Raw genomic sequence first — 24458 nt, forward strand, 5'->3', positions numbered from 1 at the left:
ACGAAATCTGGTATGTTGAGGCACTTCGCTTCACTGAGGGACGCGCTTTGGCCTGCTTCCCCGATGGCGCCGCCCCGATTGTGCATGCGGGTTTGGTCTTCGACCGGATGGTGGAGACATGCCCGCGGATGGACAATGTGCGCGAAGTTTGTGTTGAGGATGGCGGCCGGAAGGACGCAACCTCCGCTATCCTGACGCGACATTCTCCATCAGTATGTCACCCCGACCTCATCAGGAGCTGCACGTGCAAAATTTGAAAAATGGCCATTGGCTGAACAGACCGCCAAGCGTCTCGGTTACGGATGACGAGCTGTGCATCACGACCGGCGCGAACACCGATTTCTGGCGCGAGACACACTATGGTTTTGTCCGCGATACCGGGCATTTCTACGCCTTCGAGTCCGCCGATGGCTTCACTGCCCAGGTCCGCGTTCAAGCGCAATTCCAGCACCTCTACGACCAAGCCGGTCTCATGGTGCGGATCGACGAAAGTCGCTGGGTCAAGACGGGGATCGAGTTTTCCGACGGTCATGGACTGCTCGGGAGCGTATTGACCGATGGGGCATCGGACTGGGCGACGGGGCAGTTCACAGGCGATCCATCGGATTTCTGGGTAAGGGTAACGGTCCAGGCCGGAGTATTGAGAATACAGGCATCCAGCGACGGCAAAGCCTGGCCACTGGTGCGTCTGAGCCCGTTCCCGAAATCCGAGAAATATCTTGTTGGCCCGATGTGCTGTACGCCGGAACGGGCCGGTTTGCAGGTGCGCTTTACAGAATGGCACCTCGGCCCGGCACTGGGAAAAGACCTCCACGATCTAAGTTAGCTCTTCATGCGCGGCTTGATGTGTTTGCGGCCGGATTGCCGTCCTCTTTTGTCAGCCTGGCCCGCACGTCCATCAGCCTTGATTCCGCCCCCTTCTTAAGCGCTTGTTAACGCTTCTTATCGGCTGGAGGTCTTCATGGCGCTTGGCGCTTCGCATCGTTTGCAGGATGGCGTCTTAGCCGTCGAAACCATGACCCGTTTTGCGCTCGCCGTGCTGGCGCTGGCCTCCGGCGTCTATACCTATCTCGGCGTGCGCAGCATTCTCGACGGCTCCGCCACAGCTGTCTTCTTCGCCGCGATCATCTACTCGGCCTCGGTTTCGGTCGCCATCTATGCCTTCTGGTCCTACATGGCGCGCTTTTATCCGCATGTGACGGGCCCGGCAGCGCGCGGGGCCATGCTCGGCGTCATGGCGCTCGGCTGCGCCATGATCATCGCCATGTCGAGCTGGCTGAATGCGGCGGCCCTTGCCGGTTCGGCAGCACTCGAACAGCATCTCGCCGAAACGGTGGAGGATTACACCGCCGACCTCGACCAAGCCCATCAGAACGCGCTTGCGGCGCAAAGTCTGCTGCCCGATATCCAGCGCACCTCCGAACGCTTCGCCCGGCTCGCCGAAGACGAGCGCCAGAACGGCGCGTTGACCGGCACCACCGGCTCCGGCAGCGTCGTGCAGCTGCTCACCCAGATGTCCGCCCAGCTGAAGGAACTGGAAACCGGCATCACCGCCTCGCGCGAACGGGTCACGACCCTCTTCGATCAGGGCCGCGGCCACCTCGAAACCATGCGCAAGCTCGTCTCCGCCCCCGGTGCCATTGCACCCCGCAGCGACGAATTTTCAGCTGAAGTCGTGGCGCTCTCGGGCGTCATCACCTCGCTGGAACAGACCTCGATCGCTCCCTCGGTCAAGCGCGCGGCGGAAGACCTCTCGCTCGGCTTCATCGCCCCGGTCGCCGATGGCCAGGCGGCGGATCTCGCGAACCGCCAGGATCAGGTGATGCAGACCATCCGCGCCTCCGTCACTGCCCAGTCGCAGGTCCTGTCGCAGGCGGCGGACGATATTCTGGCGCGCGAACCGGTCGCCGAGCGCCGCTTCGTGCCGCTGTCCTCGGCCGAGGCCGTGTTGCGCTATGCCGCCGATTTCATCCCCGCCTGGGCCGGCGCGATCTCCATCGATCTTCTGCCCGCCGTTCTCGTCTTCATCCTCGCCGTCGTGCATGGCGCGATCCGTCGGCAGGAAGAGCGCTTGCCCTTCGCCCAGCGCATCACCGCCGCCGAGCTTCTGGAAGCGCTCGAAGTCCAGCGCGCGCTGAGCAGCCGGGGGATCGATGTGGAGCAGGCTCTTGATGCGGCCGAGGCTGAGGAGGAGCGGGAGCGCACGGCGCCCAACATCACCAGCCTCGACATGGCGGCGAAGACGCCGCGCAAGGGGCCGCCCGCGTGAGACCCGCCGCTCTCTTTCCGCGGCTGAGGGACGCCTTTTTGCGGGCGGATGACGGCCTCTTGATGCGCGGCGCCTTCTTCGGCCTGCTGGCGGCCGCCGGGGCCTTTCTCGTCGTCGATATCAGGGAAATGAGCCTCGAAAACGCAAGCCTTCCCGGCCATGACCCGATGACCACGGACGCACCCGTGCTGCCGCCGGCGCTGACGGACGGCGTGCCCCAGGCGCCACCGGTCGAGCCGGAAAGCGCGCCCGAGGTGCTGCGCCAGCCCATGCGCTTCGACCTGCAGCCCGGCGGGCTTTTGAAGGCCGAGGGTTCGATCGATCTCGGCGCTGCCGATCGCTTCGCCGCCGAGATTGCCGCGCGCGGCGAATATGTGAAGGCCGTCTCGCTCAATTCTCCCGGTGGCTCGGTGCAGGATGCGCTCGCCATGTCGAAGCTGATCCGCGAAAAGGGCCTCGACACCCGCGTGGCGACCAAGGCGCTCTGTGCCTCCTCCTGCCCGCTGGTCTTTGCCGGCGGCGTCGCCCGCGAGGCGGCGGAAAATGCCATCCTCGGCGTGCATCAGGTGTTCAACGGCAACGGCGATCAGCGACCCTCGCCGGAACAGGCCATGTCGGAAGCACAGCGCACCACCGCCCGTATCGCCCGCCATCTCGACGAGATGGGCATCGCCGACGGCCTCTGGATCCACGCGCTGGAAACGCCGCCCGACCGGCTCTACTACCTGACGCCGCAGGAAATGGCCGATTTCAAGCTGGTCACGACCCCCGTCGCCACAGCCAAGAAGACGGTGAAAAAATGAGTGCCGCGCAAGGCGTGCAGCAGCTCACGCCTTCTCAGCGGGCAGGGACCGGGCAGTGAGCTTGTTGCCATCCGGGTCACGCAGATAGGCGACGAACTGGCCGTTCGGCCTGAGCGTCGGCGGGCTTTCGATCGATCTGCCGCCAGTCTCCACCCCGGCGTCGTGCCAGGCGCGCACGTGTTCGGGGCTATCGGCCAGAATGCCGATCGTCCCGCCATTGGCCGCCGTTGCCGGCTTGCCGTCGATCGGTGTCGTGATCATCAGCCGCCCGCCCTTATGGCTGTAGATCAGACGGCCTCGCGCATCTATATCCCCCGGTTCTCCGCCCAGCGCCGCGAAGGTGGCGTCGTAAAAGCGCTTCGATCGCTCGAGGTCGTTGCTGCCGATCATGATATGGGTGAACATGCTGGTCTCCGCGGCAAAGGGGCTCAATTATGCGATCCGCAACCGCCCCGCCTGCCGCAGGGTTCGGGTTTGTTACGGGCCGATCCGAGGCGTTGTCTTGTGGCAGGACTGGCGACGGTTGGGGTGTGGCGAAAACTCAGATCCCCGATCCGTCCAGTTCCGCCTCGTCTTCGCCCTCCCAGGCCGGCGGGCGGGTCATGGCGTCCGGATCGGCGCCGGGCAGGGGCATCCAGCATTTCAATTCCGGTTCCGCATAGGCGATAATCGCGCCCGGCGTCGAATCCGAGGAGCGCCAGCCATCGCTGCCATACCGGTCGCCATTCGACCAGTAGACGAGATCGACCGCACCCGGCCCCTGTTCGGACGGCCGGATCGTCACCAGAATACGGCTGCCGTCCCTCGGCGCCGATTGCATGTTGCGCCAGCGGATGGTGTCTTCCATGGTGTTCTCCTCCCGTTGTGAAAGGAGTGTCGTCGCCGGTAACGGGCTGGTCAACACTTATCGTGTCCGCAGACCGTCCGACATTCGTGCGTGCCCTCGGATGATCACCCGTCCGCAGCACGCTCAAGGCTCACGGCGTATTTCCCGAGACCGTCGTGTTGTTTGAGTCCGAGGTATAGACGCCCGAATTGCCCTGACCGACAATTTGGTTGTTTCGAACCGTCACATCGTCTGCGTAGGTGAGGCTGACGCCGGCGCCTCCCGGCGAGGTAATGGTGTTATTCTCCGCAAGACCGCGATGGGAATAGATGCCGAAGGAGATCCCGGAAGAGCCGCTGAGATTGGTCGCCGTCAATGTGTTGCCGCGGATGACCGCGTCGGTCGAGCGAACGAAATAGACCGCACTGGCGCTGGAGCCATTCGTCGTAACGAGGTTGTCGCTGATTGTATTGTTGGCGCCATAGCGCAGATTGATGCCCGCTGCGCCCCGCATCTGCGTCGTGATGTCGTTGCCGGAGATCGTCAGATTGCTGCTGTGGTCGACGAGGACCCCGAAGGCGATCGTTCCGACATACCAGTTGGCATCATTGGTCGTGTTGGTCTTGATCACGTTGTCGGAGATCACCGCGCCATCGCTGGTGATCAGGTTGATGCCGCGCGACATGTAGCCATTGGTCGTCACCGTATTGCCAGAGATCTCGATGCCGCCGCTGTTGGTAATGTAGAAGCCGTTGGCCTGAACGCCATTGGTCGTGATCGTGTTGTCGGCCACGGTAAGGCCGGCGCTGTTGTTGATTGAGAACGCATGGGCCGACCGCGCCTGCGCATCCGTGTCGACATAACTGCTGTCACCGTCGCCATTGGTCGTGACCCTGTTGCCCTTGATCAGGCCGCTGACATTGTCTGCGCGAATGCCGAGCGCCCGGTTTCCGTTCTGCACGATCTCGATGTTCTGGATGTCGAGGCCGGAACTTGACGAAAGGTCCAGCGCATGGCCGCCACCAGCCGTGACGGATCCGCCGTCGACGGTAAATCCGGTAACACCCGAGACCCGGATGCCGCTTGTCTCCGACGTCACGTCCACGTTCTGAAGCACGGCGCCATTGGCCGCGTTCACGGCAACCGAGCCGCCGGCGGTTGAAAGGTTTTCCACGGCAACACCGCCCAGGAAGCTGTCTTGCCCCAGCTGGACAAGCGTGCTGCTGGAGCCGCTGATGCCGCCCGAACCGCCACCGGCCGTCCAGTCCACCTCCGTGCCGCTGCTCGCACCCCTGAGCCTCAGCACCGTTCCGCCGCCCAGCACCGTCTGTCCCGCATTCAGCGTAATGCCTGCCGCGGTTGAAACCGTTCCGTTGATCAGGATGACCCCACCGGTCCCGGCGGCATCGAGGGCCGCCTGCAAATCGCTGCCGGTCTGGGTCACACCGTCGATCTGGGTGAAGGTCGTGACAGACGCACCGTTCCAGTCGCTGATGGCGGCCTCTGTCGTGGTCAGCGTCTCGTCCGTCGCCCGCGTTGCGTCGGCCGTGTTCGACACGATGTCGACATCGCGCACGATGGCATCGGTCATGCGTCGCTCCATCACGTCGCCTCTGTCGCGCGGTTCGGAGGGTGGCTGGAGTGGTACGCGCAGCCGCGCCTGAGCGATCCATTGATCGCCGCGCACATCATCATGCTGGTAGACCACGCCCCCGGTCAGCTTGACGCCCGGCAGCCCGGCCAGGTCGTCCGCCACAAGTTCCAGCCGCGCCCGTGGTCCGGCGATCGGGTCGACGTCCGACCCGTCGAAATAATAGCCGCCGGCAAAGGCCCTGAGATCGAAGCCGGAGCCGGGTTCGAAGACCGGAAGCCGTACGCCCACTTCTGCATCGACACCAGCCAGCGCCTTCTCCACTTCGTAGCGCGTCGTGGTGGTCTGGACCGCCTGGTGCCGGATCGCCAGCGTCCCGCCGCTGACCACGGCATCGGAGACCCACGGACCCACCGACGTCGAGGTCCCCCCGCCCATGTAGACCTCGCTCGGCCCGACCGGGAGATACACGTTGGTGCGCAGATCGAACTGCTCGCTCAGCGCCTCGGCACCCAGCGTCACCTGCTGAAACGTGTTGCCATAGGAGGAGCGGCGAAGGTCGAAATAACCGTAGGCACCGATATTCCAGCCGGAAGGCAGCATCTGGCGCAGGCCGAGACCGAAGTTCCCTTCGGCGGCATCCTGGCTGTCGAACATGCCTCTGATATCGGCGAAGAACAGGGTGTCGCTATCCTGCGCGAGCGGCATGAAGAGGTTGGCGTCGCCGATTGTGCGCGCCGAACTGACCTGTGCACCCGTCTCGATCCACGGGTCCCAGCGCTTGGCGAAAACATCTTCCGCCCACGCACCGGATCCGGTCGCCCACAGGGATGCCGAAGCAAGAAGCACCGCCGTCCGGCTTTTGTACAAGAGGGTAGTTGCGCGCGTCATGTTTGTTCGCCCCGGCGGGAAGATCGGCAAAGCCGTGCTGAGGGCATGACGTGTAAGAAAGAATGGAGCCGCATCCAATGGTCCAACTTTGGGCCCAAAAGCGGCGAATATTACGTCTTTTCAAGGGAGCATGTCGCGGAAGGCTCGCGACCATTGGCATTTGGAGTGGCGATCCGGAGCTGCAAAACGCGATGCAGCCGGTATCAATTTCAAATGTTGCGAAAGCAGATCGTGGAGCAGCAGGATCAGAGGATCACCGGCGCGCGAATTATGCTCTCATCCCGCCGCAACGCAACACAATTATCCAAACAAAACGTCACATAACGTGCCTTGTCGAATCCCTGTGCGCACCCTACCTTTCATTCATCGGCAACGTAACGAAAGGAAGGTGATCCAATGTCTAGTGAGATTTCGGTCTGCGTTTGTGACTTTGGAAAGGGTGCGGTTTTGACGGGGCAGCCCTCGGCCTGATCCAGCCTTCCTCAGGATGGTTTTCCATCCGGGTCCGAACAAGGACTAAAACTCATGGGAGCCACCTTCGCGGGTGGCTCTTTTGATTCCGGGCGTTCGACAATCAGAAGCCGACCGCCCCGAAGCCCGGCACTTTCAGCGCTGGCCGCCCGAGATCGACGCCGGCCACGAGGCCGAGGAAATTCACCTCCAGCCCGCTGCGGGCTCCCACCGAAAAGCCGGCGAGACCGCCAAGGCTCACATGCAGGTCGCGCCCGTCCTCGTCCAGCGCGTAGAAGGTGCCGCTGCCGAGATAATCCCGCCCAACCGCGTCCGGTGGCAGCACGGCACCGAGTTCCGGCACCTCGCGCAGCACATGCGCGACAAAGGTGTTCGAGTTCGGCCCCGGATAAATCCGGTAGCCGCCGGGCTGGCCATAAGGGTAGTCCTCGATCGCCGCCTCCACCGCCGGGATCAGCCGCTCGGCCCTCTCGCCTTTGATCTCCACGACCAGCCTGGGCGGGTTGGAATACCAGAAGGCGTCGGGGGCACGGTGGTTGCGCCGGATCGGCGAACCCCAGCCCACCTTGTCGTAGCGCTGATAGGCGCCACCCTTCTCCTTGGTCACGATCCAGGCATGGCTGGCAATCGCGCCCTTCAGGCCCCCGGTCATGGCGGAGAATACGTAGATCGCCGCCTCCGGGCTGTCCTCGGCTGACGGCAACAGACCGGACGAGCTCCATTTGGCCGAACTCCAGCCTTGCGGATGCTCTCGCGTTGCCCAGAGGCCGGCGGAGACGAGCGTCGGCAACACGAACACGAGCAGGATGACGGCGGCGGCGCGCAGCAGAATTTTCAACCCCGACCTCGAACAGGATGATGATGCATGCTTTAAGAAGCAGCAGACAATATTGGCAATTTGAGGCAGGTCATGAACAATCCCGTCACGGTCGAGGTCACGCGCGGTCAACTCGTCGAGAGCCGCCATCGCGGTCTGGCGGTCGTCGTGGATGCGGAAGGGCAGGTCGTCTTTTCCGCCGGCGATATCGAGGCCGCGGTTTTCCCGCGCTCCGCCTGCAAGGCCATGCAGGCGCTGCCGCTGGTCGAAAGCGGCGCCGCGGATGCTTTCGGGTTCGGTGATCGCGAACTGGCTCTCGCCTGTTCGTCCCACTCCGGCGAGCCGGAGCATGTCGCAACCGCCGCATCAATGTTGAAGGCTGCCGGTCGCGGCGAAGCCGATCTCGAATGTGGCGCCCACTGGTCCTTCGATCAGCAGACCATCATTGCCCAGGCCCGCACCCTCACGCATCCCACCGCCCTGCACAACAACTGTTCCGGCAAGCACTCCGGTTTCGTCTGCACCTGCGCCCATATGGGCGAAGACCCGAAGGGCTATTCGACCTACGACCATCCGCTGCAGCATTCGATCCGCGCGATCATGGAGGACCTGACGGGCGCAGTCCTCGGCCCCGACAATTGCGGCACCGACGGCTGCTCCATCCCGACCTATGCCGTGCCCCTGAGAGGACTGGCCCAGGGCTTCGCCAAGCTCGGCATGGGCCAAGGGCTCGCCCCAATCCGCGCCGCCGCGGCACGCCGGCTCATCGAAGCCTGCATGGCCGAGCCCTTCTACGTCGCCGGCACCAGGCGTTTCTGCACCAGGCTGATGCAGGTGGCTCCTGGAAAAATCTTCGCCAAGACCGGCGCCGAGGGTGTCTTCTGCGCCGTGCTGCCGGAGAAGGGCCTCTCCTTTGCCGTCAAGGCGGAAGATGGCGCCACCCGCGCCGCCGAAGCCATGATCGCGGCCCTTCTGGCGCGCCACTTCGAGCGCGACAGCGCCGAGCAGGCCGCGCTGTTGCGGCTGTCGAGCTTTGGTATGCGCAACTGGAACGGCATCGAGGTCGGCCAGGTACGGGTGACGGACGTGCTCTTCGCCTGAGCGGTCCTCGAAGCGCAAGGCAAGGTTGCCGCGAACCCGTTTTGCCTCAATGGAGGTTTAACCCTTGTCGTGGTAGACTTGTCGCTCGACCCATCGCGCACAAACGACGAGGCCGCATTTCATGGATCTTTCGAGCAGGCAACCAGACCGAACGGCCGGTATCGCTGGTCGACGTCCGTGGCGGACCACCATCGATGCGAACGGCCGCTCGCTCGAGCTCGTCTGCTTCGAAACGCTCGGCGAGCTTGCAGGGCTTGAAGCGGCCTGGCGGGCGCTGGAGAAGCGCTCACCCGATCCCTTCGGCTATTTCCAGAGCTTCGACTGGTGCATGACCTGGTGCCGCAGCTTTCTGACCAAAGAGGGCGATGGCGCAGCTGTGCCCATGGTCTACATGCTGTGGCAGGGCGCTGACTGCGTCATGCTCTGGCCGCTGATGAAGCGCCGCGCCGGCGGTTCGCTGACGGTGCTCCTGCCGCTCACGGCCCCGATGAACCAGTACACGACCGTGCTATACGATGCCGCTTGCGTCGATCTTTCGCTGGCGCGGACGGTATTCGACGCGATCTGTCGCCACGGCGGTCAGGATGCGGTCTGCTTCGATCACGTGCCGCAGAACGGCCTGCTCGGACGCCTGCTCGCTGGACGGGGTTATACGCCCGGCACCGCGCAGCAATCCTCGATCATGGATCTCACAGGCATTTCCGATTGGGACAGCCACCACCGGACCCTGCCGAAGAAACAGCGCCTCCAGCGCAACAGCCGCCGCAACCGTCTGGAAAAGCTGGGTCGCCTGGACTATCGGGTGCTCGTACCCGGCGAGGCCGACTATGACGCCTACCTGGCTCTCTGCCTCGCCCTGAAACAGGACTGGTTGCGAGACACCGGCCGCTTCGGTAGCGATGTCTTCGACCCGCGCTTTGCCGCCTTTCTGGCAGCACTCGGCCATGATCGAGGCGAGGAGGAAGGGCGCGTCTTCCTCCATGCCCTGTTGTTGGACGACACGCCGATCGCGCTGGAGATCGGCATGCGCTTCCGCCAGGACTATTATTGCTTCCTGGGCGCCATCGATCTGGCCCTGCAGAAACACTCCCCCGGCAAGGTCCAGATGGAAAGCGCCCAGCGCTGGGCGATCGAGACTGGAATCCGCCGCTTCGATTTCCTCAACGATCCCTCCACCTACAAATCGAGCTGGACCAACACCACGGAACCGCTCGTCACCTGCTATCTCCCGCTGACCAGTCTCGGTCACCTCTACTGCCGTCACTGGAAGCTTGGTCTGCGGCCGCGTCTGCGGGCCATCTTTCACGGGGTCGGGCCGGAAATCCGCAAGCACATGGTTTCCGCCATGCGCAGCATCAACCAGCTCATCGGACGCAATGCCGGTCCCCTCAGTCTCGTGTTCTGTGCAATGCCATGATCGCGACGATCCGGCGAAGGGTCTTCGATCTCTGGCGTGACACCGGACTGCGCAGCGCGCTCGTCGGTATCGTCGTGCGCATCGCCGCCGCCTGTGTCGGGTTATGCCTGCAGATCGTGCTCGCCCGCGTCATGGCGCTGCCGGAATACGGGGTCTATGTGATCCTGTGGACCTGGGTCAGTGTCGTGGGTCAGGTTGGTGTTCTCGGCTTCTACGATTCCGCCGCGCGCTTCATTCCGCGCTATGGCCGGCGGGACAAACAGGCCCATCTTGCCGGCTTTCTCGCGACCGGTTTTTGGGCTGTCCTGCTCGGCTCCGGCCTGCTGGCGGTCGCGGCCATGGCCTTTCTCCTCGCTCTGCCCAACCTCGTGTCGCCGGATTTCCTGCTGCCGCTCGCGGTGCTCGCGCTCGGCTTTCCGGTGCTCTCGCTTGAAACCTACCTGACCGGGATCGCCCGTGCCTTTGGCTGGTATGCCCTTTCCACCGTGCCGGGCTTCATCCTGCGACCCGTGCTTGTCATGCTGGGGGTCGGCCTTGCCGTCTCCATGGGGTTCACGCTCGATGCGGTCACGGTTCTCTGCCTCGTGGTCCTCGCATCGACCGCGATCCTCGTGCTTCAGGCCGGTCTTTTGCGCGCGCGCTTGCCAAAGACGAACCTCAGGTCAAGCACAGCCGGACGGCGTCGCTTCTGGCTTCTGGCCTCTGTGCTCATGATGCCGGCCATGGCGGCGGAGGAACTCTTCGTCTGGATCGACGTGCTTCTCCTCGGTTTCCTTCTCCCGCCGGATCAGGCCTCTCTCTACTTCGCAGCCCAGCGGTCCCTGTCGCTGGCGGCCTTTGTCCAATATGGCTTCATGCTCGTCGCTGCCCGCGGCTTCTCGCTCTCGCTCGCTGCCGCCGACAGGGCAGGACTGCAGGCTAGCATAACCCGCTCCACCAACGCCACCTTCTGGCTGACGATTCCGTCGGTGGCGCTGACCATTGTTGCCGGTTATCCGTTGCTGCACCTGTTTGGTCCGGCCTTCGTCTCGGCCTATCCCTGCATCGTTCTGCTCGGGCTCGCCCATGTCATTCGTGCGGCGACCGGCCAGGCGGCCGAGCTGCTCGTCGTTCAGGGCCGTTATCGCCTGAGCCTCGTCATCGTCTCACTCTCGGTCGTGATCTGCCTGCTGCTGATGCTCGTGCTCGTGCCTGTATTCGGCATCACCGGTGCCGCTGCCGCCATGGTCCTCGTCCAGACGATCCGGCTCGTCCTGGTGACGTGGCTCGTCCGGCAGCACACCGGCTACTGGGTGCTGGTGCGACCGTTTACGCGCATTCCGGCCATGGGCTGAACGGCGCCGGCCTCATGCCGGGATCAATTGCGCGCCGCAGGCGCGATAGGCATCGAGCGTCTGCTCCGGTGTATCGTCTGTCACGATCAGTCCCGTAACATCGCTCAAGGAGGCGATGACAAACGGAGAGATCCGATCGAGCTTGTCCTGCGTCAGCGGACAATAGACCGCCCGACTGCGCTCCACGATCCGCCGCTTGATCGCGGCCTCCTCATGGTCGCCCGTCGACAGCCCATCGGTCGGATGGGCCGCCGTCGCCCCGAGGATGAACACATCCGGCCGGATCCGTTCGATGGCTGAAAGCGCCGTCGGCCCGACAGCGACCATCGAATGCCGGTAGAGCCGCCCACCGATCAGCACGACTTCGATCGCTGAATGCCGCTCCAGTTCGGCGGCGATCGTCGGCGCATGGGTTATGATGGTGAGCGGCATATCGATCGGGATCTGGCGCACGATTTCCGCCGTCGTCGTACCGCCATCGAGAAAGACCACCTGTCCGGGCGAGATCAGCCGCACGGCGGCTGCCGCCAGCCGCCGCTTCTCGTCGGTCGCCAGTCCCCGGCGGGTGGACAGGTCGGGCAAAGGGGCGGCGACCGGCAGCGCGCCCCCATGCACCCGCTTCAGCAGACCCGCGGATGCCATGTCGCGCATGTCGCGCCTGATGGTATCTTCCGAGACCTCCCACAGCCGCGCCAGTTCCGCCGCCACGGCCCGCCCGTCGCGGGTGAGCACGTCGAGGATGAGCCGTCGTCTCTGTTCTGTCAGCATGGTTTCGCCCGTTTGTTCACGATATTGCGTGATAATATCGAAATAGATTCGACAATCCAGCAGAATCATGCGGATATGTGCATGTTTCCGCCTCAAGCGAACGAAAAGGAAGAATGACATGTTGATTTTGATCGCCGGCCCCTACCGGTCCGGTACGGGCGATGACCCGGAAAAGATGGCCGCCAATCTGAAGGCGCTCGAAGCGCCGTCCTATACCTTGTTCCAGGCGGGACACGTGCCGATGATCGGCGAATGGGTGGCGCTGCCGGTCTGGCATGCCGCCGGTGGCAAGGCGATCGGCGATGCGCTTTACGAGGAGATCTTCCACCCCGTTGCCGGCCGGCTGCTGCAGCTCTGCGACGGCGTGCTGCGCCTTCCCGGTGCCTCCAAAGGTGCCGACAACGACGTGCGCATCGCCACCGAACGCGGCATCCCGGTCTGGTACCGGCTGGAGGACGTGCCGGGTTGCAGCTGAGGCGCAGGCCGGCACCCGGTCGTGCATCTAAAGCGCCAAGGGCAGGCGGCCGAAGAAGCGTGGGTGAGCGCGACCGTCGCTCTCACTCCACCTCGTTGATCCGCTTCTCCCACATTGCCTTGAAGCCGGGCCGCGCCTGGACATGCGCAAGCCACGCGGCAAGCTTCGGATGGGCGTCGAACAGAGGCTGATAGGCCTGGGCGTAACGCACGATTTCCGCCAGGTTGATGTCGGCCACGGTGAAACGGCCGCCAACGGCATAGTCGTTGTGGGCAAAATGCTTCTCCAGAACGCCGAAGGGACGAGCGAGAATGCGGGCGATCACCTTGGCTTCCTGTTGGCCCGCCTCGGTCGACAGCCGCCCCTCGGCATTCGCCATCGAGATCTTCAGCGCGTCCGTCTCGATCGAGGTCGCGGCAAACAGCGACCATTGCAGCATCTGTGCTTCTTCCTGGAGATCGCGCGGGCCGATCGGTCCACCGTTCTTCTTGGCCACATAAAGCGTTTGGGCAAGCGACTCGTTGAGAACCAGCCCGTCATCCTCGATCGTCGGAATGCTGCCCATCGGATTGACGGCAAGGAATTCCGGCGACCGGGTGTTAAGACGTGCATCCGGGGCCATCGGATCCTTCAGCTTGTAGGCCTGCAGAACCGGCACCAGTTCGAAGGGCGTCCCCAGTTCCTCCATCAGCCAGAGAATGCGCGTGGCGCGCGACTTGTAGACGCCGTAGATCTTCAGCATGCAGCTCTCCCTCGAGTGATGTGCCGGAGGCTAGCGCGGAGCCATCGGCGGGAAAAGCCGTTTGGCCTGATCGGACCGATGAAATTTGCTGATCTTATGGGGCGATTGACAGCGCCCCCCGGTCGCGCGTATCTCTGCGGCTCCAGGGTCTGCAGTTCACCCAGGCGTCACCGCCCCGACGAGGGGAGCTAAACCTGCTTCTTCTTCTGATCGACGAAAGCTCGTTTTCCCGTGCCCCGTCGGAAGTCGGTGACCACCGGCCCTGTTGGTCCTTGATGACCGGGCACGACCAGGAGAATTGAGATGTCGAAGACGACACATGCCTTTTCTGCGCCCGATCTGTCGGCGCTGGCCAAAAACCTGAAGCGCGAACTGGAAGCCCGGACGCAATTGCCCGGCCATGTCGAGCTGTTGAACATGCTGACCCGCGCCGTCGGCTTTCGCAATTACCAGCATTTCAAGGCGAGCCGGGCCGCAGAAGACCGTCTGGCGAACCCGCCCGTGATCGAAGCGGAGCCGGCTGTCGATTTCCGCCGCGTCGAGTTGACGGCGCGGTGCTTCGCCGGAACCGACCGGCTCATCCGCTGGCCGGGCAAGCTCAACCAGCAGCAACTGGCCCTCTGGGTCATGTGGTCTTATCTGCCGGCAAGCCAGGATCTGGTGGAGAAGGAGGTCAATGCTGTGCTGATGCGCCACAATGATTTCGGCGACCACGTTCTGCTCCGCCGTGAACTGGTCAATATGGGGCTCCTGACACGCACGCGGGACTGCCGGCTGTACCGGCGCGTCGAGAAGCGTCCGCCGCCGGAGGCGCGGGCCCTGATCCGTTTGGTAACGTCGGGTCGAAGCGAGGTACGGCACTGACGATCATGACCTCGCCGGGTGCGCGGTGCCGTGCCCGGCGGCCGGTTCTCAAGGGGAGGCAAAGTCAGCCAGTCGCGCTCAGCGGCTGGTTCTCGTCGTCATCGGACAGCAGGCTGCTCCAGGACGGAATGTGATTGTCGATGCCAATCAGGGCCTCCACGGCATGCCGGTCCATCGGGCGGGCGAAGTAATAGCCCTGGCCGGCCTTGCAATCGAGCGAGAGAAGTTGTTCCGCCTGGCTGCGCTCTTCAATACCCTCGGCGACCACCCAGATCCCGAGACCTCTTGCGATTTCCAGCAGGCCCCGGGTGATGATGGCGCCTGCATGCGCTTCCGAGAGGCGCCGCACGAAGTATTTGTCGATCTTGATGATGTCGATGGGCACGGTGAGCAGCTGTGTCAGCGAGGCGAAGCCGGTGCCGAAATCGTCGAGCGCCACCTTGATGCCGGCATCCCGCATGGCATGGATCTCGTCCGCGACGACGGTGCCCTTCTGGGAGAGGTAGACGGTCTCCGCCACCTCGGCCACGATCGTGGCCGGCGGCAGTCCATGGCGCGCAAAGGCATCGGTAATGCGCCGCGTCAGGCCGCCGCGATGGAAATCGGCAGCCGTGAGGTTAAAGCCGACGCGTGCGACATGCAGGCCCATCCCCCGCCAGCGGCTGCAATCGGCGGCAATTCGTTCCAGCATGCGTTCGGTGATGTCGAGCCCGACATGAGCATCCTTCATCGCCTCGTGAAACTGGGCTGCCGGAATGATCTCGCCATCGCGCGTCGTCATGCGGCAGAGGGACTCAAAGCCCATGATGCGCCCGGTCGCCAGTTCCACGACCGGCTGGTAATGCGCGTCGATCCGGTCCTCGCGCAGCGCCAGGCTAACCTCCTGCACCGAGCGGAAGCGTTCGACGATCGCCGTGTCGAGCGCGCTATGATATTGCACATACTGCCCGCGTGCCCGGTCCTTGGCGTGGTAGAGCGCATAATCGGCGTTCTGCCGAACCTGATCGTGCGCTTCACCGGGCATCACCACGGCGCCGCCCAGCGTGGCGGCAGGGTAGATCAGGTGACCGTCGCAATCAGCCGGCTCCTTGATGCGAGCGATGATCTGCGCGGCGAGATCGCTCGGGCGGAGCGTGTCGATACAGGGAACGATGACGGCGAATTCGTCGCCGCCGAGGCGAAACGCCATGCCCTCCGGCGCGGTTTCCTTGATCCGGTGTCCCGCAACCCGGATCAGATCGTCGCCAGCGGCGTGGCCAAAGGTGTCGTTGACCATCTTGAGATTGTCGAGGTCGATGAGCACAAGGCTCCAGACCTGCGGTCGCTGTGCCACACGAACCAGCATCTCATTGAAGCGGCTGCGATTGGGTAGCCCGGTCAGAGCATCCGTTTCGGCAAGGCGCCGGCGCTCTGCGATCCGCTGGTCGCGTTCGATCGCGATGGCGGAGAGATGAACACAGGCGCGCACGATGTCCTGTTCGAGGTCCGACGGTCCGCGTGCGGTGCGGTAGTAAAAAGCAAAGGTCCCGAGCACCCTGTTTCCGGCGATGATCGGCGTCGACCAGCACGCCTTCAGTCCGAGCGGCAGGGCAAGACCCTTGAAGGCCTCCCAATAGGGATGGGTTTCGATGTCGTCGACCAGCACCGGCCGTCCGGTGAAGGCGGCTGTGCCGCAGGAACCGAGGCCCGGTCCGATTTCGATGCCATCGATCGCATCGGTATATTCGAGCGGGAGCGAGGGCCCGGCAAGGTGGCGCAGGCGGAAGTCGCCATCCAGCAGCAGGACGGACGACACGACGTCATGCGCCTGCGCTTCCACTTCACGACAAAGATAATCGATTGTCTCCGCCAGCGACTGTCCGGTCGCAATCTTCTCGAGAATGGTGTTTTGCAACTGCAACAGCATGGCGACCATAAGGTTTGGACTGCCGCCATTAACGCGCATAACACTTAATCGTCACTTACGAAGATACTTCAATTCTAATACTGGTTTGCGCGGACTTAACGCGGAGCGGTAAATATGCCCCGCTTTGAACCGCCCTTCAGCGCTCTTTGCCGCGGATAGCGACCAGAGGCCAGTGCCGCCCAGGCCCTTGCGCCCGGCCCAGACCCTAGATCGTCCGGTTGTTCGAGATCGCCAGATGGGAGAAGCCGCCACCGCCCTCGATCAGATCGCCGGTGGAGCGATCCGCCCAGCGATAGCCGAGGATCGCCCCCTCCGCGACGTCGTCGAGCACATTGCCGGTGATCACGGCGTTGCCGGACCCTTCCACAACGCTCACCCGCATGCCGACGCGTGCCTTGCGCACGATATTGCCGGAAACCGTCAGATTGCGAAGAAAGGGACCCCAACCGAGCATCATGCCGGCGGTCGCGGCGTCTTCGATGACATTGCCCGACACAATCGTATCCGCCTCCACGGAAATGCCGAAGCCGAAGCCACCGACCTCCTGGGGGTAGGGGCCCTTGTCGACGAGACGACGGATCACATTGCCCGATACGGTGGCAAGTCGCCCGCCTTGGTCGAAGTTCACCACACAGATGCCGTTTGCCGCCCCGTCGATCATGTTGTCGGCGATCAATGCCCCTTCGAATGCGAACTCCGCATAGATCGCGGTCTCGCCGGAGCGAAAACACTGGTTGCCGGTGATCGAGACGTTCGAAGCGGAATTGGCGCGGATGGCGGAGAAGGCGCAGTCCGACACGTGGTTGGCGGCAATGATCACATTGTCGGCGCGGAAAAGGTTGATGCCGTTGCCGTTCTGCCCGGTGCCACCCTCGGCCGCTCCGATCCGCGCCACGCGATTGCCGGAGATGACCGTGCCATCCTCGCCCTTGGTCCAGCGATGCACCAGGATGCCACCATTGCCGCAGTCGGCGATCTCGTTGTTGCGGATCGTGAAAGCCTGGCCCTCGATCGCCCAGATCGCGGCAAGGGCGGCGCCGCTCACAAGACAGTGTTCGATCCGCCCGCCGCATTGCGCGAGATGCAGCCCGTATTTGCGGCTGCCGGTCACCGCGCAATCCTCGATCACCACCGAGCCGACATTGCGAAACGCCAAAAGGGCTTCGGTGTAATCGGCAAGCCAGCGATTGGTGCCATCGAAGGTGATGCCGGAAAGGCTCACATGCTTGACGTCCTGTGCCGCGATGAGGTGCCCGTCGCCGCGATAGGTGAGCCGCGTCAGGCCCGGAACCCCGGAGAGTCGCGTTCCCTCCCGCAATTCCAGGTTCGAGACCTCGTAGGTCCCCGCGGGCAGGAACACCGGTTGCCCCGCCTTCGCCGCCTTGTCGATCAAGGCCTGAAGCTTGCGGCTCTGATCGTCCTCGGCGCCGGGAAGGATGCCGGCCTCCGCCGCATCGAAACCGCCTCTAAGCTCGGCCAAGGCGAGCGTCTGGGCGGAGGCGGTCTGAGGGCGCAACAGCCCGTGCGTGGACGCAAAGGTGACGGCCGCAAGCCCGGATAGCATCTGACGTCTGCCCAGTAAGGTCATGAATGAGGATGCCCTTCAGCCTCCGCGCCGTCATGGCGGGATGTGCCCAAATTTGGCGGATAGGTTGGGAAGGGACAAGCCGGACCGCAATTCCATCCGCATTCATGGTGAATCTGGTTGGGGTGATCTGGAAATCGCAATTTCGAAACAATCGCTTAGGAATTCTGCTCGCAGATCTCGGCCGCATCTGCGAAGCGTGCGGACGCAGAGGCCGTCCCAGTTTTGGCCGGACGGACCGGCTGGGATGGGTAGAGATGCATGAGTAGAGGCTGGGTCGGTCACGTCCTTTCCCAGGTTCCTTGTCATGCCGCATTCGCTCCGTCTCAAGCAGTTCTTCATTCTGCTGGTCCTGTCGCTCGCAGCCCTCGTTTCGTCCGTAAGCATGGCGTCTGCAGCGGATGTGTCGCTCACGTTTCAGGCGGGCGTTGCCGGCCGTCAGGCATTCAACATTCAGAACAAGCACAGCGATTATGTCATGACCGGACCGGCCTTCAGCGGATCCGTGCCGGGATTGGACGTGATCTCGGTCACGCAGAGCGGCCCGCGGCTGGTCGTGATATTGTACGGAACGCCGACGACGCCGGGCACCTATACGGGAACGATACGCCACGACTACAGGGAACTTTTCGTAGACTTCGATGGCAGCGAATACTGGACCAATGCCGGCACCGATACCTGGACTTGGGAAGTCACCGTCCTTCCGGCCCCGCCCGCCGTGTCCGATTTCAGCGTCACCTACGAGGCCGACAGCCGTGGCAACATCGCCAATCCCCAGGTGGAGAGCGGCGCGACGCTTTCCGTGGCGTCGCAACCCGCCCACGGAACAGTGACAGTGGACTCCCACTATTTCGTCTACACGCCCGATCCCGGCTATTACGGCTCCGACAGCTTCACTTATACGGCGACGAAGAACGGCAGCACATCGTCGCCAGCCACCGTCAGCATCACCATTCCGGCGCCCATTCCCTCGGCGGGCACCTATTCGACCACGGTGCCTGCAAATGCGACCGACCATGTGCTGACGCTCTACGGTTCCCATTCGCCGACGGGGGGCAGGATCATTTCCGGGCCGAACCACGGCAACGCCCGCGTTTCTGGCACCTCGATCCTTTACACGCCGAGTGCCGGTTTCTACGGCTCCGACACGATCGACTACGTTGTCTACAACGACTACGGCACGTCCAATCCCGCCCGGATCACCATCAACGTGACGCCGCCGCGCCCGGATCTTGCCGATACCAGCGCGACTGTCGCGGCCAATGGCAGCGGAGTTGTGCTGGATCTGTCGGACAACGGGCCCATCGACCGCATCTACCTGATCACTCAGCCGGCGCATGGTACGGCCTCCGTTTCGGGCACTGCGATCACCTACACTCCGACCGCCGGTTATTCCGGCTCCGACAGCCTGTCCTACCGCGCCTTCAATGATGGCGGCTACGGCCAGGCACTCGTCTCGATTACGGTTACGGCGCCAACACTGGCGATCGCGCCCCAGACCCTCTCGCAGGCCCAGGTCGGCTCGTCCTACAGCGAGACCCTGTCCGCAACGCTCGGGACCGCGCCCTATACCTTCACGGCAACGGGCCTGCCGGATGGCCTGACCTTGTCGGAAGACGGCACGCTCTCCGGCACCCCGACCGTAACCGGCGACTTCACCGTCAGCGTCACGGCTACCGATTCCCTCGGCGCCCTTGGCCAGGTCGACCTGACCCTGACCGTATTGCCGGACGAACCGGTGGCTCAGGACGTTTCCGCATCTGTCGCAGAAGGCTCGAGCAACAACGCCATCACGCTCTCGCTCGACGGCGGTGCGGCCGACAGCGTAGGGGTCGCCAGTGCCCCGAGTCATGGCACGGCCACTGCCTCCGGCACGACGATCCTCTATACGCCGACATCAGGCTATATCGGCACCGACAGCTTCACCTACACCGCCACAAACGCCGCCGGCACTTCGCAGCCGGCCACGGTCTCGATCACCGTGACCTCGACCGCCGAGGCGATCACCTTCATACCGAATGGCGGCGCGCTCGATCGGGCCATGGCCGGCGAAGCCTACAGCCAGTTCATCTCCGCCTCTGGCGGCACCGGCAGCCTCGTCTACACCCTGACATCCGGCCGTCTACCGGACGGTCTGACCCTCAACGTCTCCACCGGTGCACTCACGGGTCCGCTCTCGGAGGGCGCGACGGTCGGCGACTACGCCTTCACCCTGACGGCGACCGACAGCCGCGGCGAAACGGGGTCCGCCAACTTCACCCTGTCCGTCGTCGAACGCGCTGTCACCATCACCGATACAACTGTGACCGTGGCAGAGGGGGCGAGCCCACCCGATCTCTACTTGAACAACAAGGCAACCGGCGGTCCCTTCACCGATGCCGGGGTCGTCAGCGTCGAACCGGCCGGCGCCGGCACGGCCGAGATTGTCAGAGGCGAACTTGCCTCCACGTCCTCCTCCACCCCCGTCGGTTATTACCTGCGCTTCACCCCCAGCATCTATTTCACCGGCAATGCCCGCGTGACCTACAAGCTCTCGAGCGCCATCGGTGTCGCCAACGGCACAGTGACCTATACGCTCACCGCGGACGACCAGCAGGTTGCGAACGCGGTCGACGGCGCCGTGCGCGATTTCGTCGGGAAGCGCCAGAGCCTGCTTGCCAACCAGATCCATGTGCCGAGCCTGAAAGACCGTCGGCGCATGGCCCAGGCGACGGAGCCGGTGACGGTCACCGCCAACGGTACCGATGCCACGGGCGCCGCCACCTTCGGCTTTGCCACCAGCCTGGCGGCGGTCGACTCCGCGCGTCGCATTGCGGCAGGCGAAGACCGTGCCACGGCCGGTCTCGGAGACGACTTCAACATCTGGCTCGATGGCAGTGTCTCGCTCTATCGCGATGACGGCACCGGCGACTGGGGCACCTTCGGACTGCTCAACCTCGGCGCCGATTACCTCGTCTCCGACAAGCTGCTCCTCGGCCTGTCGCTGCATGTCGACCGCATGAGCGATCCGACCGACGAGGACGAGCGGCTGACAGGCCTCGGCTGGCTTGCCGGCCCTTACGCCTCGGTGGAAATCGCCCGCGACATCTTCCTCGACACCAGTCTTCGTTATGGCGGATCGGCGAACGACATCGAAGCCGGTGACTGGACCGGCGATTTCGATACCCGCCGCTGGATGGCCGACATGGCGCTGAGCGGGGACTGGCAGATCGCGCCGGATACCGTCCTCACCCCGGCCATGCGGGTCGTCTATTTCGACGAAACCGTCGATGACTACGAGATCTCCGATGGTGTCGGAAGTGTCCTCGGCATCGACGGCTTCCATGAGCGCCAACTGCGTGCCAATCTCGGGCTCGACCTCGCCCGCGAGGTTGAGCTTTCGAACGGGCTGACCCTGTCGCCATCCGCTGGCGTCAAACTCGGTTACGCCGCGCTGGACGGCAACGGTCTGTTCGGTTCGGTCTCCGCTGGCCTCGGCCTCACCGACGGCACCTGGAACCTTGACGCCAGGCTGCTCTATTCCGTCGAGAGCGGCGGAAGCCAGTCGCTCGGCGCCAATCTCGGCCTGCGCGTCAGGTTCTGAGCTCGCGGACCTGCAGATAAAACGAGCATCGGGATGGGCGGGCCGGTTTTGGTCCGCCTTTCTTCGTTGCGCCGTCTTCTTCGCCCATCGTCTAATGCCGAAGCCCCGGCGATTTGCGCCAGATCAAGGAATTCGCCGGCCGGGCGGCTATTCTCATCCTCGAAGGACGCCGGACAGCCAAGCCTGCACCGGAGCGTCCGGAGACATCTTGGAGGGTCGGATCATGCTACGTCTTGCTGCTGTTCTTTACATCCTGGTCGCCAGCGCGACGGGTGGCGCGGCGGTCATCGCGGTTCTGACACTCGACATGCGTCACGGCTGGCAGATCGCGGCGGCCTTTGCTGCGGGTCTCGTCATTGCGGTCCCGATCGCGGCGGTGCTTGCGCGCCGCATCTACAATGCCCTTCAGGGGCCAAAGGCGGTCTGACCGGCTTCTCTTCGGCGCGGGGTGCAAGACCGTTCCTGTCCTGGCGGAACGGGATCGGCGGTGGAAACCAGCCCCGTGACGACCGGCCGGCATTTTCTCGGGGGAGGAGATGCCGGCCGGGTCGTTTTTGTCAGGACCATGCCGACACCTTAGTGCTCGACCAACCGTCCGTGCGCGCCGTCGCCCGCTCTGCGGGAGCCGCGCACCCTTGCAGCCGGAGACGCTGCAGCATGTCCCGCCGAAGCATGATCGCGTCTGGCCGGACAATGCGGAGAACTCCTAAGCCTCGTCCCGTTCGAACCTGTCGTATTGCGCCTCGAGCCCTTCGGTGAACCGGAGGTAGAGCCGGGCGAAGCTGTCGATCTCGTCAGCGGTCCAGCCTGCGGTCGCCTCAAGGATCATCTCGCGTTTGATCGCCTCGATCTGGTCGAGCACGCCGCGGCCCGCATCGGTGATCCTGACCAGGCTGCGGCGTCCGTCCTGCTGCGAGGCCGCCCGTTCGAGCAGGCCCTGGCGCACGAGATCCGCGACGATGCGGCTGCCGCGTGACGGGTCGATCCGCATCTGCTCGGCAATCGCCCCTACGGTCGCCTCTTCCTGGCTGCCGATCCGTTTGATCACCCCGATTGCGTCGATATCGGAGAGTTCCAGGCCGGTCCCCATGCGCTTCAGCGCCATCCGGCCGATGAAGCGCCGGCCGATCAGGAGCCGCATCCGCGTCATCGCCTGGCCGACAAGGCCGAGCGCGCTCCGGGACGAGGCCGCCAGGGGTGCCTGGATTGGGTTTTCGCCGGTGGAAGGTGAGGGACGTGTGTTCTGCATGGCCCCATATTAGCAGCTTCGGCCCCGGGGACAAGCAAAATCCATGCTTTCAGCAGATATATGCTATTGACATATAAATGCGGCAGGCACATTTTGCCGGTAGACAGGAGCCCCCGATCCATGGACAACCGCACCAATCCCCCATCCGCCGCCCCGCTTGCCGGCCCACACCCCCGGCTTGAGCCGCATCCCGCCACCGTCACACCCACATCGGCCACCGCCGGGGAGGGGCCGCTGGTCACCGATCCCCGGCTCCGCCTTTTCGTCTACCTGCTCCTGATGTCGGCCATGTTCATGGCAACCCTCGACAACCAGATCGTCTCGACAGCACTTCCCACCATCGTCGGCGAATTCGGAGATCTCGAACGCTTCGGCTGGGTCGGTTCCGCCTATTTGCTGACGACCAGTGCCGTCATGCCGCTCTACGGCAAGCTGGGCGATCTCTTCGGCCGCAAATACGTCATCATGGCCGCCATCGCCATCTTCACCCTTGGTTCTCTGGTCTGCGGCCTTGCTGTCTCGATGAACACGCTGATCGCCGCCCGTGTGCTGCAGGCGCTGGGCGGTGGCGGCATCATGGTCTCGATCTTCTCGATCAATGCCGATCTCTTCGAGCCACGCGAACGCGCCCGCTACCAGAGTTATGCCAGCCTCGTCTTGATGATCTCAGGCGCCATCGGCCCGGTTCTTGGCGGCACGCTGTCGGATCTCTTCGGCTGGCGCTCGATCTTCCTCGTCAATCTGCCCATCGGCATCGCCGTCCTGATCGGTCTCGCGGTCCTGTTGCCCTATCGCAAGCCGCATCGGAAGCCCAAGATCGACTATGCCGGTGCCATCCTGCTTGCCGGTGCCGTCGCCTCGGTCGTCTTCTGGGCCGATACCCCGCAGATCTTCGGCTCGCTCATCGCCCCGCAAAGCCTCGGCGTGATCGCCTTCGGTGCACTCTGCGCCATCGGCTGGGTGCTGGTCGAACGCCGCGCGCCGGAACCCGTCGTGCCGCTCTCGCTGTTTTCCAAGCCGACGATCAACCTGCTGCTGATCATCTCCCTCGTCTCGGGCGCCATCGGCATCGGCTCGGTCAATTACATTGCGCTGTTCCTGCAGACCACGACCGGCCTGTCACCGTCCATGGCCGGTCTGCTCTTCATCGCCACGACCGGCGGCATCGCCGTGGGCTCGCTGGCGTCCGGTCGCCTGATTGCGAAATCCGGCCGCTACAAGCCGTTCAGCATTGCCTCGACCGCTCTCGGCGTGGTGAGCCTTGGCATCTTCTCGTTCATCCATGCAGGAACCCCCGTGATCCTGATTGGTCTGGTCATGCTGCTGCAGGGCATCGGCGTCGGCATTGGCCAGCAGGTCCCCGTCATCGGCGTGCAGAATGCTGCCTCCAAATCCGATGTCGGGGCCGCGACCGGCACGGTGACGCTCAGCCGCATGGGAGGTGCTGCCATCGCGATTTCGATCTACGGCGCGATCATCGGCACAAGCCTGTCCAATGTCGCGATCCAACTGCCGGATGGACAGGACTTCCGCAACCTGACGCCGGAAATCCTGTCGACCCTGCCGGACGCCACGCGCGCGCTCGTCGCCAATGCCTATTCCGACGCCTTCGTGCCGCTCTTCCTCGCCGCCTCCGGCATGATGGTCATCGGATTGATCGCAGCACTGCTCCTGCCGAATGTCCGCCTGCCGACGGCGGGTGAGAAAAAGGCCTGAAGTTCAGGAAGCACCCAACGCAGAAGGCCCCCGCTCGGTCACGAGCGGGG

General features: G+C 63.9%; 20 protein-coding genes. 11 read left to right on the forward strand and 9 right to left on the reverse strand.

Annotated elements, in window-relative coordinates; all coding sequences use genetic code 11:
• Positions 1 to 214 precede the first annotated feature (214 nt).
• The 3 genes from ACT53S_RS05510 to ACT53S_RS05520 all read left to right on the forward strand — a co-directional run bounded on the left by ACT53S_RS05510 (position 215) and on the right by ACT53S_RS05520 (position 3072).
• The gene (locus ACT53S_RS05510; RefSeq protein ID WP_476066210.1) at positions 215 to 826 is read left to right on the forward strand and encodes a DUF1349 domain-containing protein; all 612 of its coding nucleotides are present in this window, start codon (positions 215 to 217) and stop codon (positions 824 to 826) included.
• 135 nt (positions 827 to 961) lie between these two features.
• Positions 962 to 2269, forward strand: coding sequence for a hypothetical protein (locus ACT53S_RS05515; RefSeq protein WP_476066211.1), 1308 nt, complete (start codon positions 962 to 964; stop codon positions 2267 to 2269).
• Positions 2270 to 2331: 62 nt separating this feature from the next.
• A complete protein-coding gene (locus ACT53S_RS05520) occupies positions 2332 to 3072 on the forward strand; it encodes a COG3904 family protein (protein ID WP_476066646.1) in 741 nt (246 codons plus the stop codon).
• 24 nt (positions 3073 to 3096) lie between these two features.
• On the opposite strand, the gene ACT53S_RS05525 is transcribed toward ACT53S_RS05520, so the two are convergent.
• The 4 genes from ACT53S_RS05525 to ACT53S_RS05540 all read right to left on the reverse strand — a co-directional run bounded on the left by ACT53S_RS05525 (position 3097) and on the right by ACT53S_RS05540 (position 7689).
• Positions 3097 to 3477: a VOC family protein gene (locus tag ACT53S_RS05525; protein ID WP_476066212.1), complete on the reverse strand. Its 381-nt coding sequence runs from the start codon at positions 3475 to 3477 to the stop codon at positions 3097 to 3099.
• A 136-nt stretch (positions 3478 to 3613) separates the two neighbouring features.
• Complete coding sequence (locus ACT53S_RS05530) at positions 3614 to 3919, reverse strand: hypothetical protein (RefSeq protein WP_476066213.1); 306 nt, start codon at positions 3917 to 3919, stop codon at positions 3614 to 3616.
• Between the two features lie 130 nt (positions 3920 to 4049).
• Complete coding sequence (locus tag ACT53S_RS05535; protein WP_476066214.1) at positions 4050 to 6380, reverse strand: right-handed parallel beta-helix repeat-containing protein; 2331 nt, start codon at positions 6378 to 6380, stop codon at positions 4050 to 4052.
• A 574-nt stretch (positions 6381 to 6954) separates the two neighbouring features.
• A complete protein-coding gene (locus ACT53S_RS05540; protein WP_476066215.1) occupies positions 6955 to 7689 on the reverse strand; it encodes a DUF3750 domain-containing protein in 735 nt (244 codons plus the stop codon).
• Between the two features lie 72 nt (positions 7690 to 7761).
• Between ACT53S_RS05540 and ACT53S_RS05545 the strand changes: the two genes are divergently transcribed.
• From ACT53S_RS05545 to ACT53S_RS05555, 3 genes are all read left to right on the forward strand, one after another.
• Positions 7762 to 8769, forward strand: coding sequence for an asparaginase (locus tag ACT53S_RS05545; protein ID WP_476066216.1), 1008 nt, complete (start codon positions 7762 to 7764; stop codon positions 8767 to 8769).
• 121 nt (positions 8770 to 8890) lie between these two features.
• Positions 8891 to 10186, forward strand: a complete 1296-nt coding sequence (locus ACT53S_RS05550) for a GNAT family N-acetyltransferase (RefSeq protein ID WP_476066217.1) — start codon at positions 8891 to 8893, stop codon at positions 10184 to 10186.
• Positions 10183 to 11520, forward strand: coding sequence for a lipopolysaccharide biosynthesis protein (locus tag ACT53S_RS05555; RefSeq protein ID WP_476066218.1), 1338 nt, complete (start codon positions 10183 to 10185; stop codon positions 11518 to 11520). Before ACT53S_RS05550 ends, ACT53S_RS05555 begins: the two co-directional genes overlap by 4 nt.
• Positions 11521 to 11532: 12 nt before the next feature.
• Here ACT53S_RS05555 and ACT53S_RS05560 read toward each other — a convergent pair whose 3' ends face one another.
• Complete coding sequence (locus ACT53S_RS05560) at positions 11533 to 12288, reverse strand: DeoR/GlpR family DNA-binding transcription regulator (RefSeq protein WP_476066219.1); 756 nt, start codon at positions 12286 to 12288, stop codon at positions 11533 to 11535.
• Positions 12289 to 12406: 118 nt separating this feature from the next.
• Here ACT53S_RS05560 and ACT53S_RS05565 point away from each other — a divergent pair, with 118 nt between their 5' ends.
• Positions 12407 to 12763 (forward strand): DUF4406 domain-containing protein, encoded by a 357-nt coding sequence (locus tag ACT53S_RS05565; protein ID WP_476066220.1) that lies wholly within the window; start codon positions 12407 to 12409, stop codon positions 12761 to 12763.
• Between the two features lie 82 nt (positions 12764 to 12845).
• Here the strand turns inward: ACT53S_RS05565 and ACT53S_RS05570 are convergent, their stop codons facing one another.
• Positions 12846 to 13505, reverse strand: coding sequence for a glutathione S-transferase family protein (locus ACT53S_RS05570; protein ID WP_113379475.1), 660 nt, complete (start codon positions 13503 to 13505; stop codon positions 12846 to 12848).
• Positions 13506 to 13808: 303 nt separating this feature from the next.
• On the opposite strand from ACT53S_RS05570, the gene ACT53S_RS05575 reads away from it, so the two are divergent.
• Positions 13809 to 14369 (forward strand): DUF2087 domain-containing protein, encoded by a 561-nt coding sequence (locus ACT53S_RS05575; RefSeq protein ID WP_113379476.1) that lies wholly within the window; start codon positions 13809 to 13811, stop codon positions 14367 to 14369.
• A gap of 64 nt (positions 14370 to 14433) precedes the next feature.
• Here ACT53S_RS05575 and ACT53S_RS05580 read toward each other — a convergent pair whose 3' ends face one another.
• Together ACT53S_RS05580 and ACT53S_RS05585 are read right to left on the reverse strand one after the other, a co-directional pair.
• Positions 14434 to 16275 carry a putative bifunctional diguanylate cyclase/phosphodiesterase gene (locus ACT53S_RS05580; RefSeq protein WP_476066647.1) on the reverse strand — a complete coding sequence of 614 codons (1842 nt, stop codon included), beginning with the start codon at positions 16273 to 16275 and terminating at the stop codon, positions 14434 to 14436.
• A gap of 205 nt (positions 16276 to 16480) precedes the next feature.
• Positions 16481 to 17863, reverse strand: a complete 1383-nt coding sequence (locus ACT53S_RS05585; protein ID WP_476066221.1) for a TIGR03808 family TAT-translocated repetitive protein — start codon at positions 17861 to 17863, stop codon at positions 16481 to 16483.
• 304 nt (positions 17864 to 18167) lie between these two features.
• Here ACT53S_RS05585 and ACT53S_RS05590 point away from each other — a divergent pair, with 304 nt between their 5' ends.
• A complete protein-coding gene (locus tag ACT53S_RS05590) occupies positions 18168 to 21443 on the forward strand; it encodes an Ig-like domain-containing protein (protein ID WP_476066222.1) in 3276 nt (1091 codons plus the stop codon).
• 223 nt (positions 21444 to 21666) lie between these two features.
• Complete coding sequence (locus ACT53S_RS05595; RefSeq protein ID WP_113379478.1) at positions 21667 to 21870, forward strand: hypothetical protein; 204 nt, start codon at positions 21667 to 21669, stop codon at positions 21868 to 21870.
• A gap of 279 nt (positions 21871 to 22149) precedes the next feature.
• On the opposite strand, the gene ACT53S_RS05600 is transcribed toward ACT53S_RS05595, so the two are convergent.
• Entirely contained in the window at positions 22150 to 22692 is a 543-nt protein-coding gene (locus ACT53S_RS05600) for a MarR family winged helix-turn-helix transcriptional regulator (RefSeq protein ID WP_476066223.1), read from the reverse strand.
• A gap of 120 nt (positions 22693 to 22812) precedes the next feature.
• Here ACT53S_RS05600 and ACT53S_RS05605 point away from each other — a divergent pair, with 120 nt between their 5' ends.
• The gene (locus tag ACT53S_RS05605) at positions 22813 to 24408 is read left to right on the forward strand and encodes an MDR family MFS transporter (protein ID WP_476066224.1); all 1596 of its coding nucleotides are present in this window, start codon (positions 22813 to 22815) and stop codon (positions 24406 to 24408) included.
• Positions 24409 to 24458: the final 50 nt, after the last annotated feature.

It is taken from the genome of Allorhizobium sp. DMC15, from assembly GCF_056314065.1.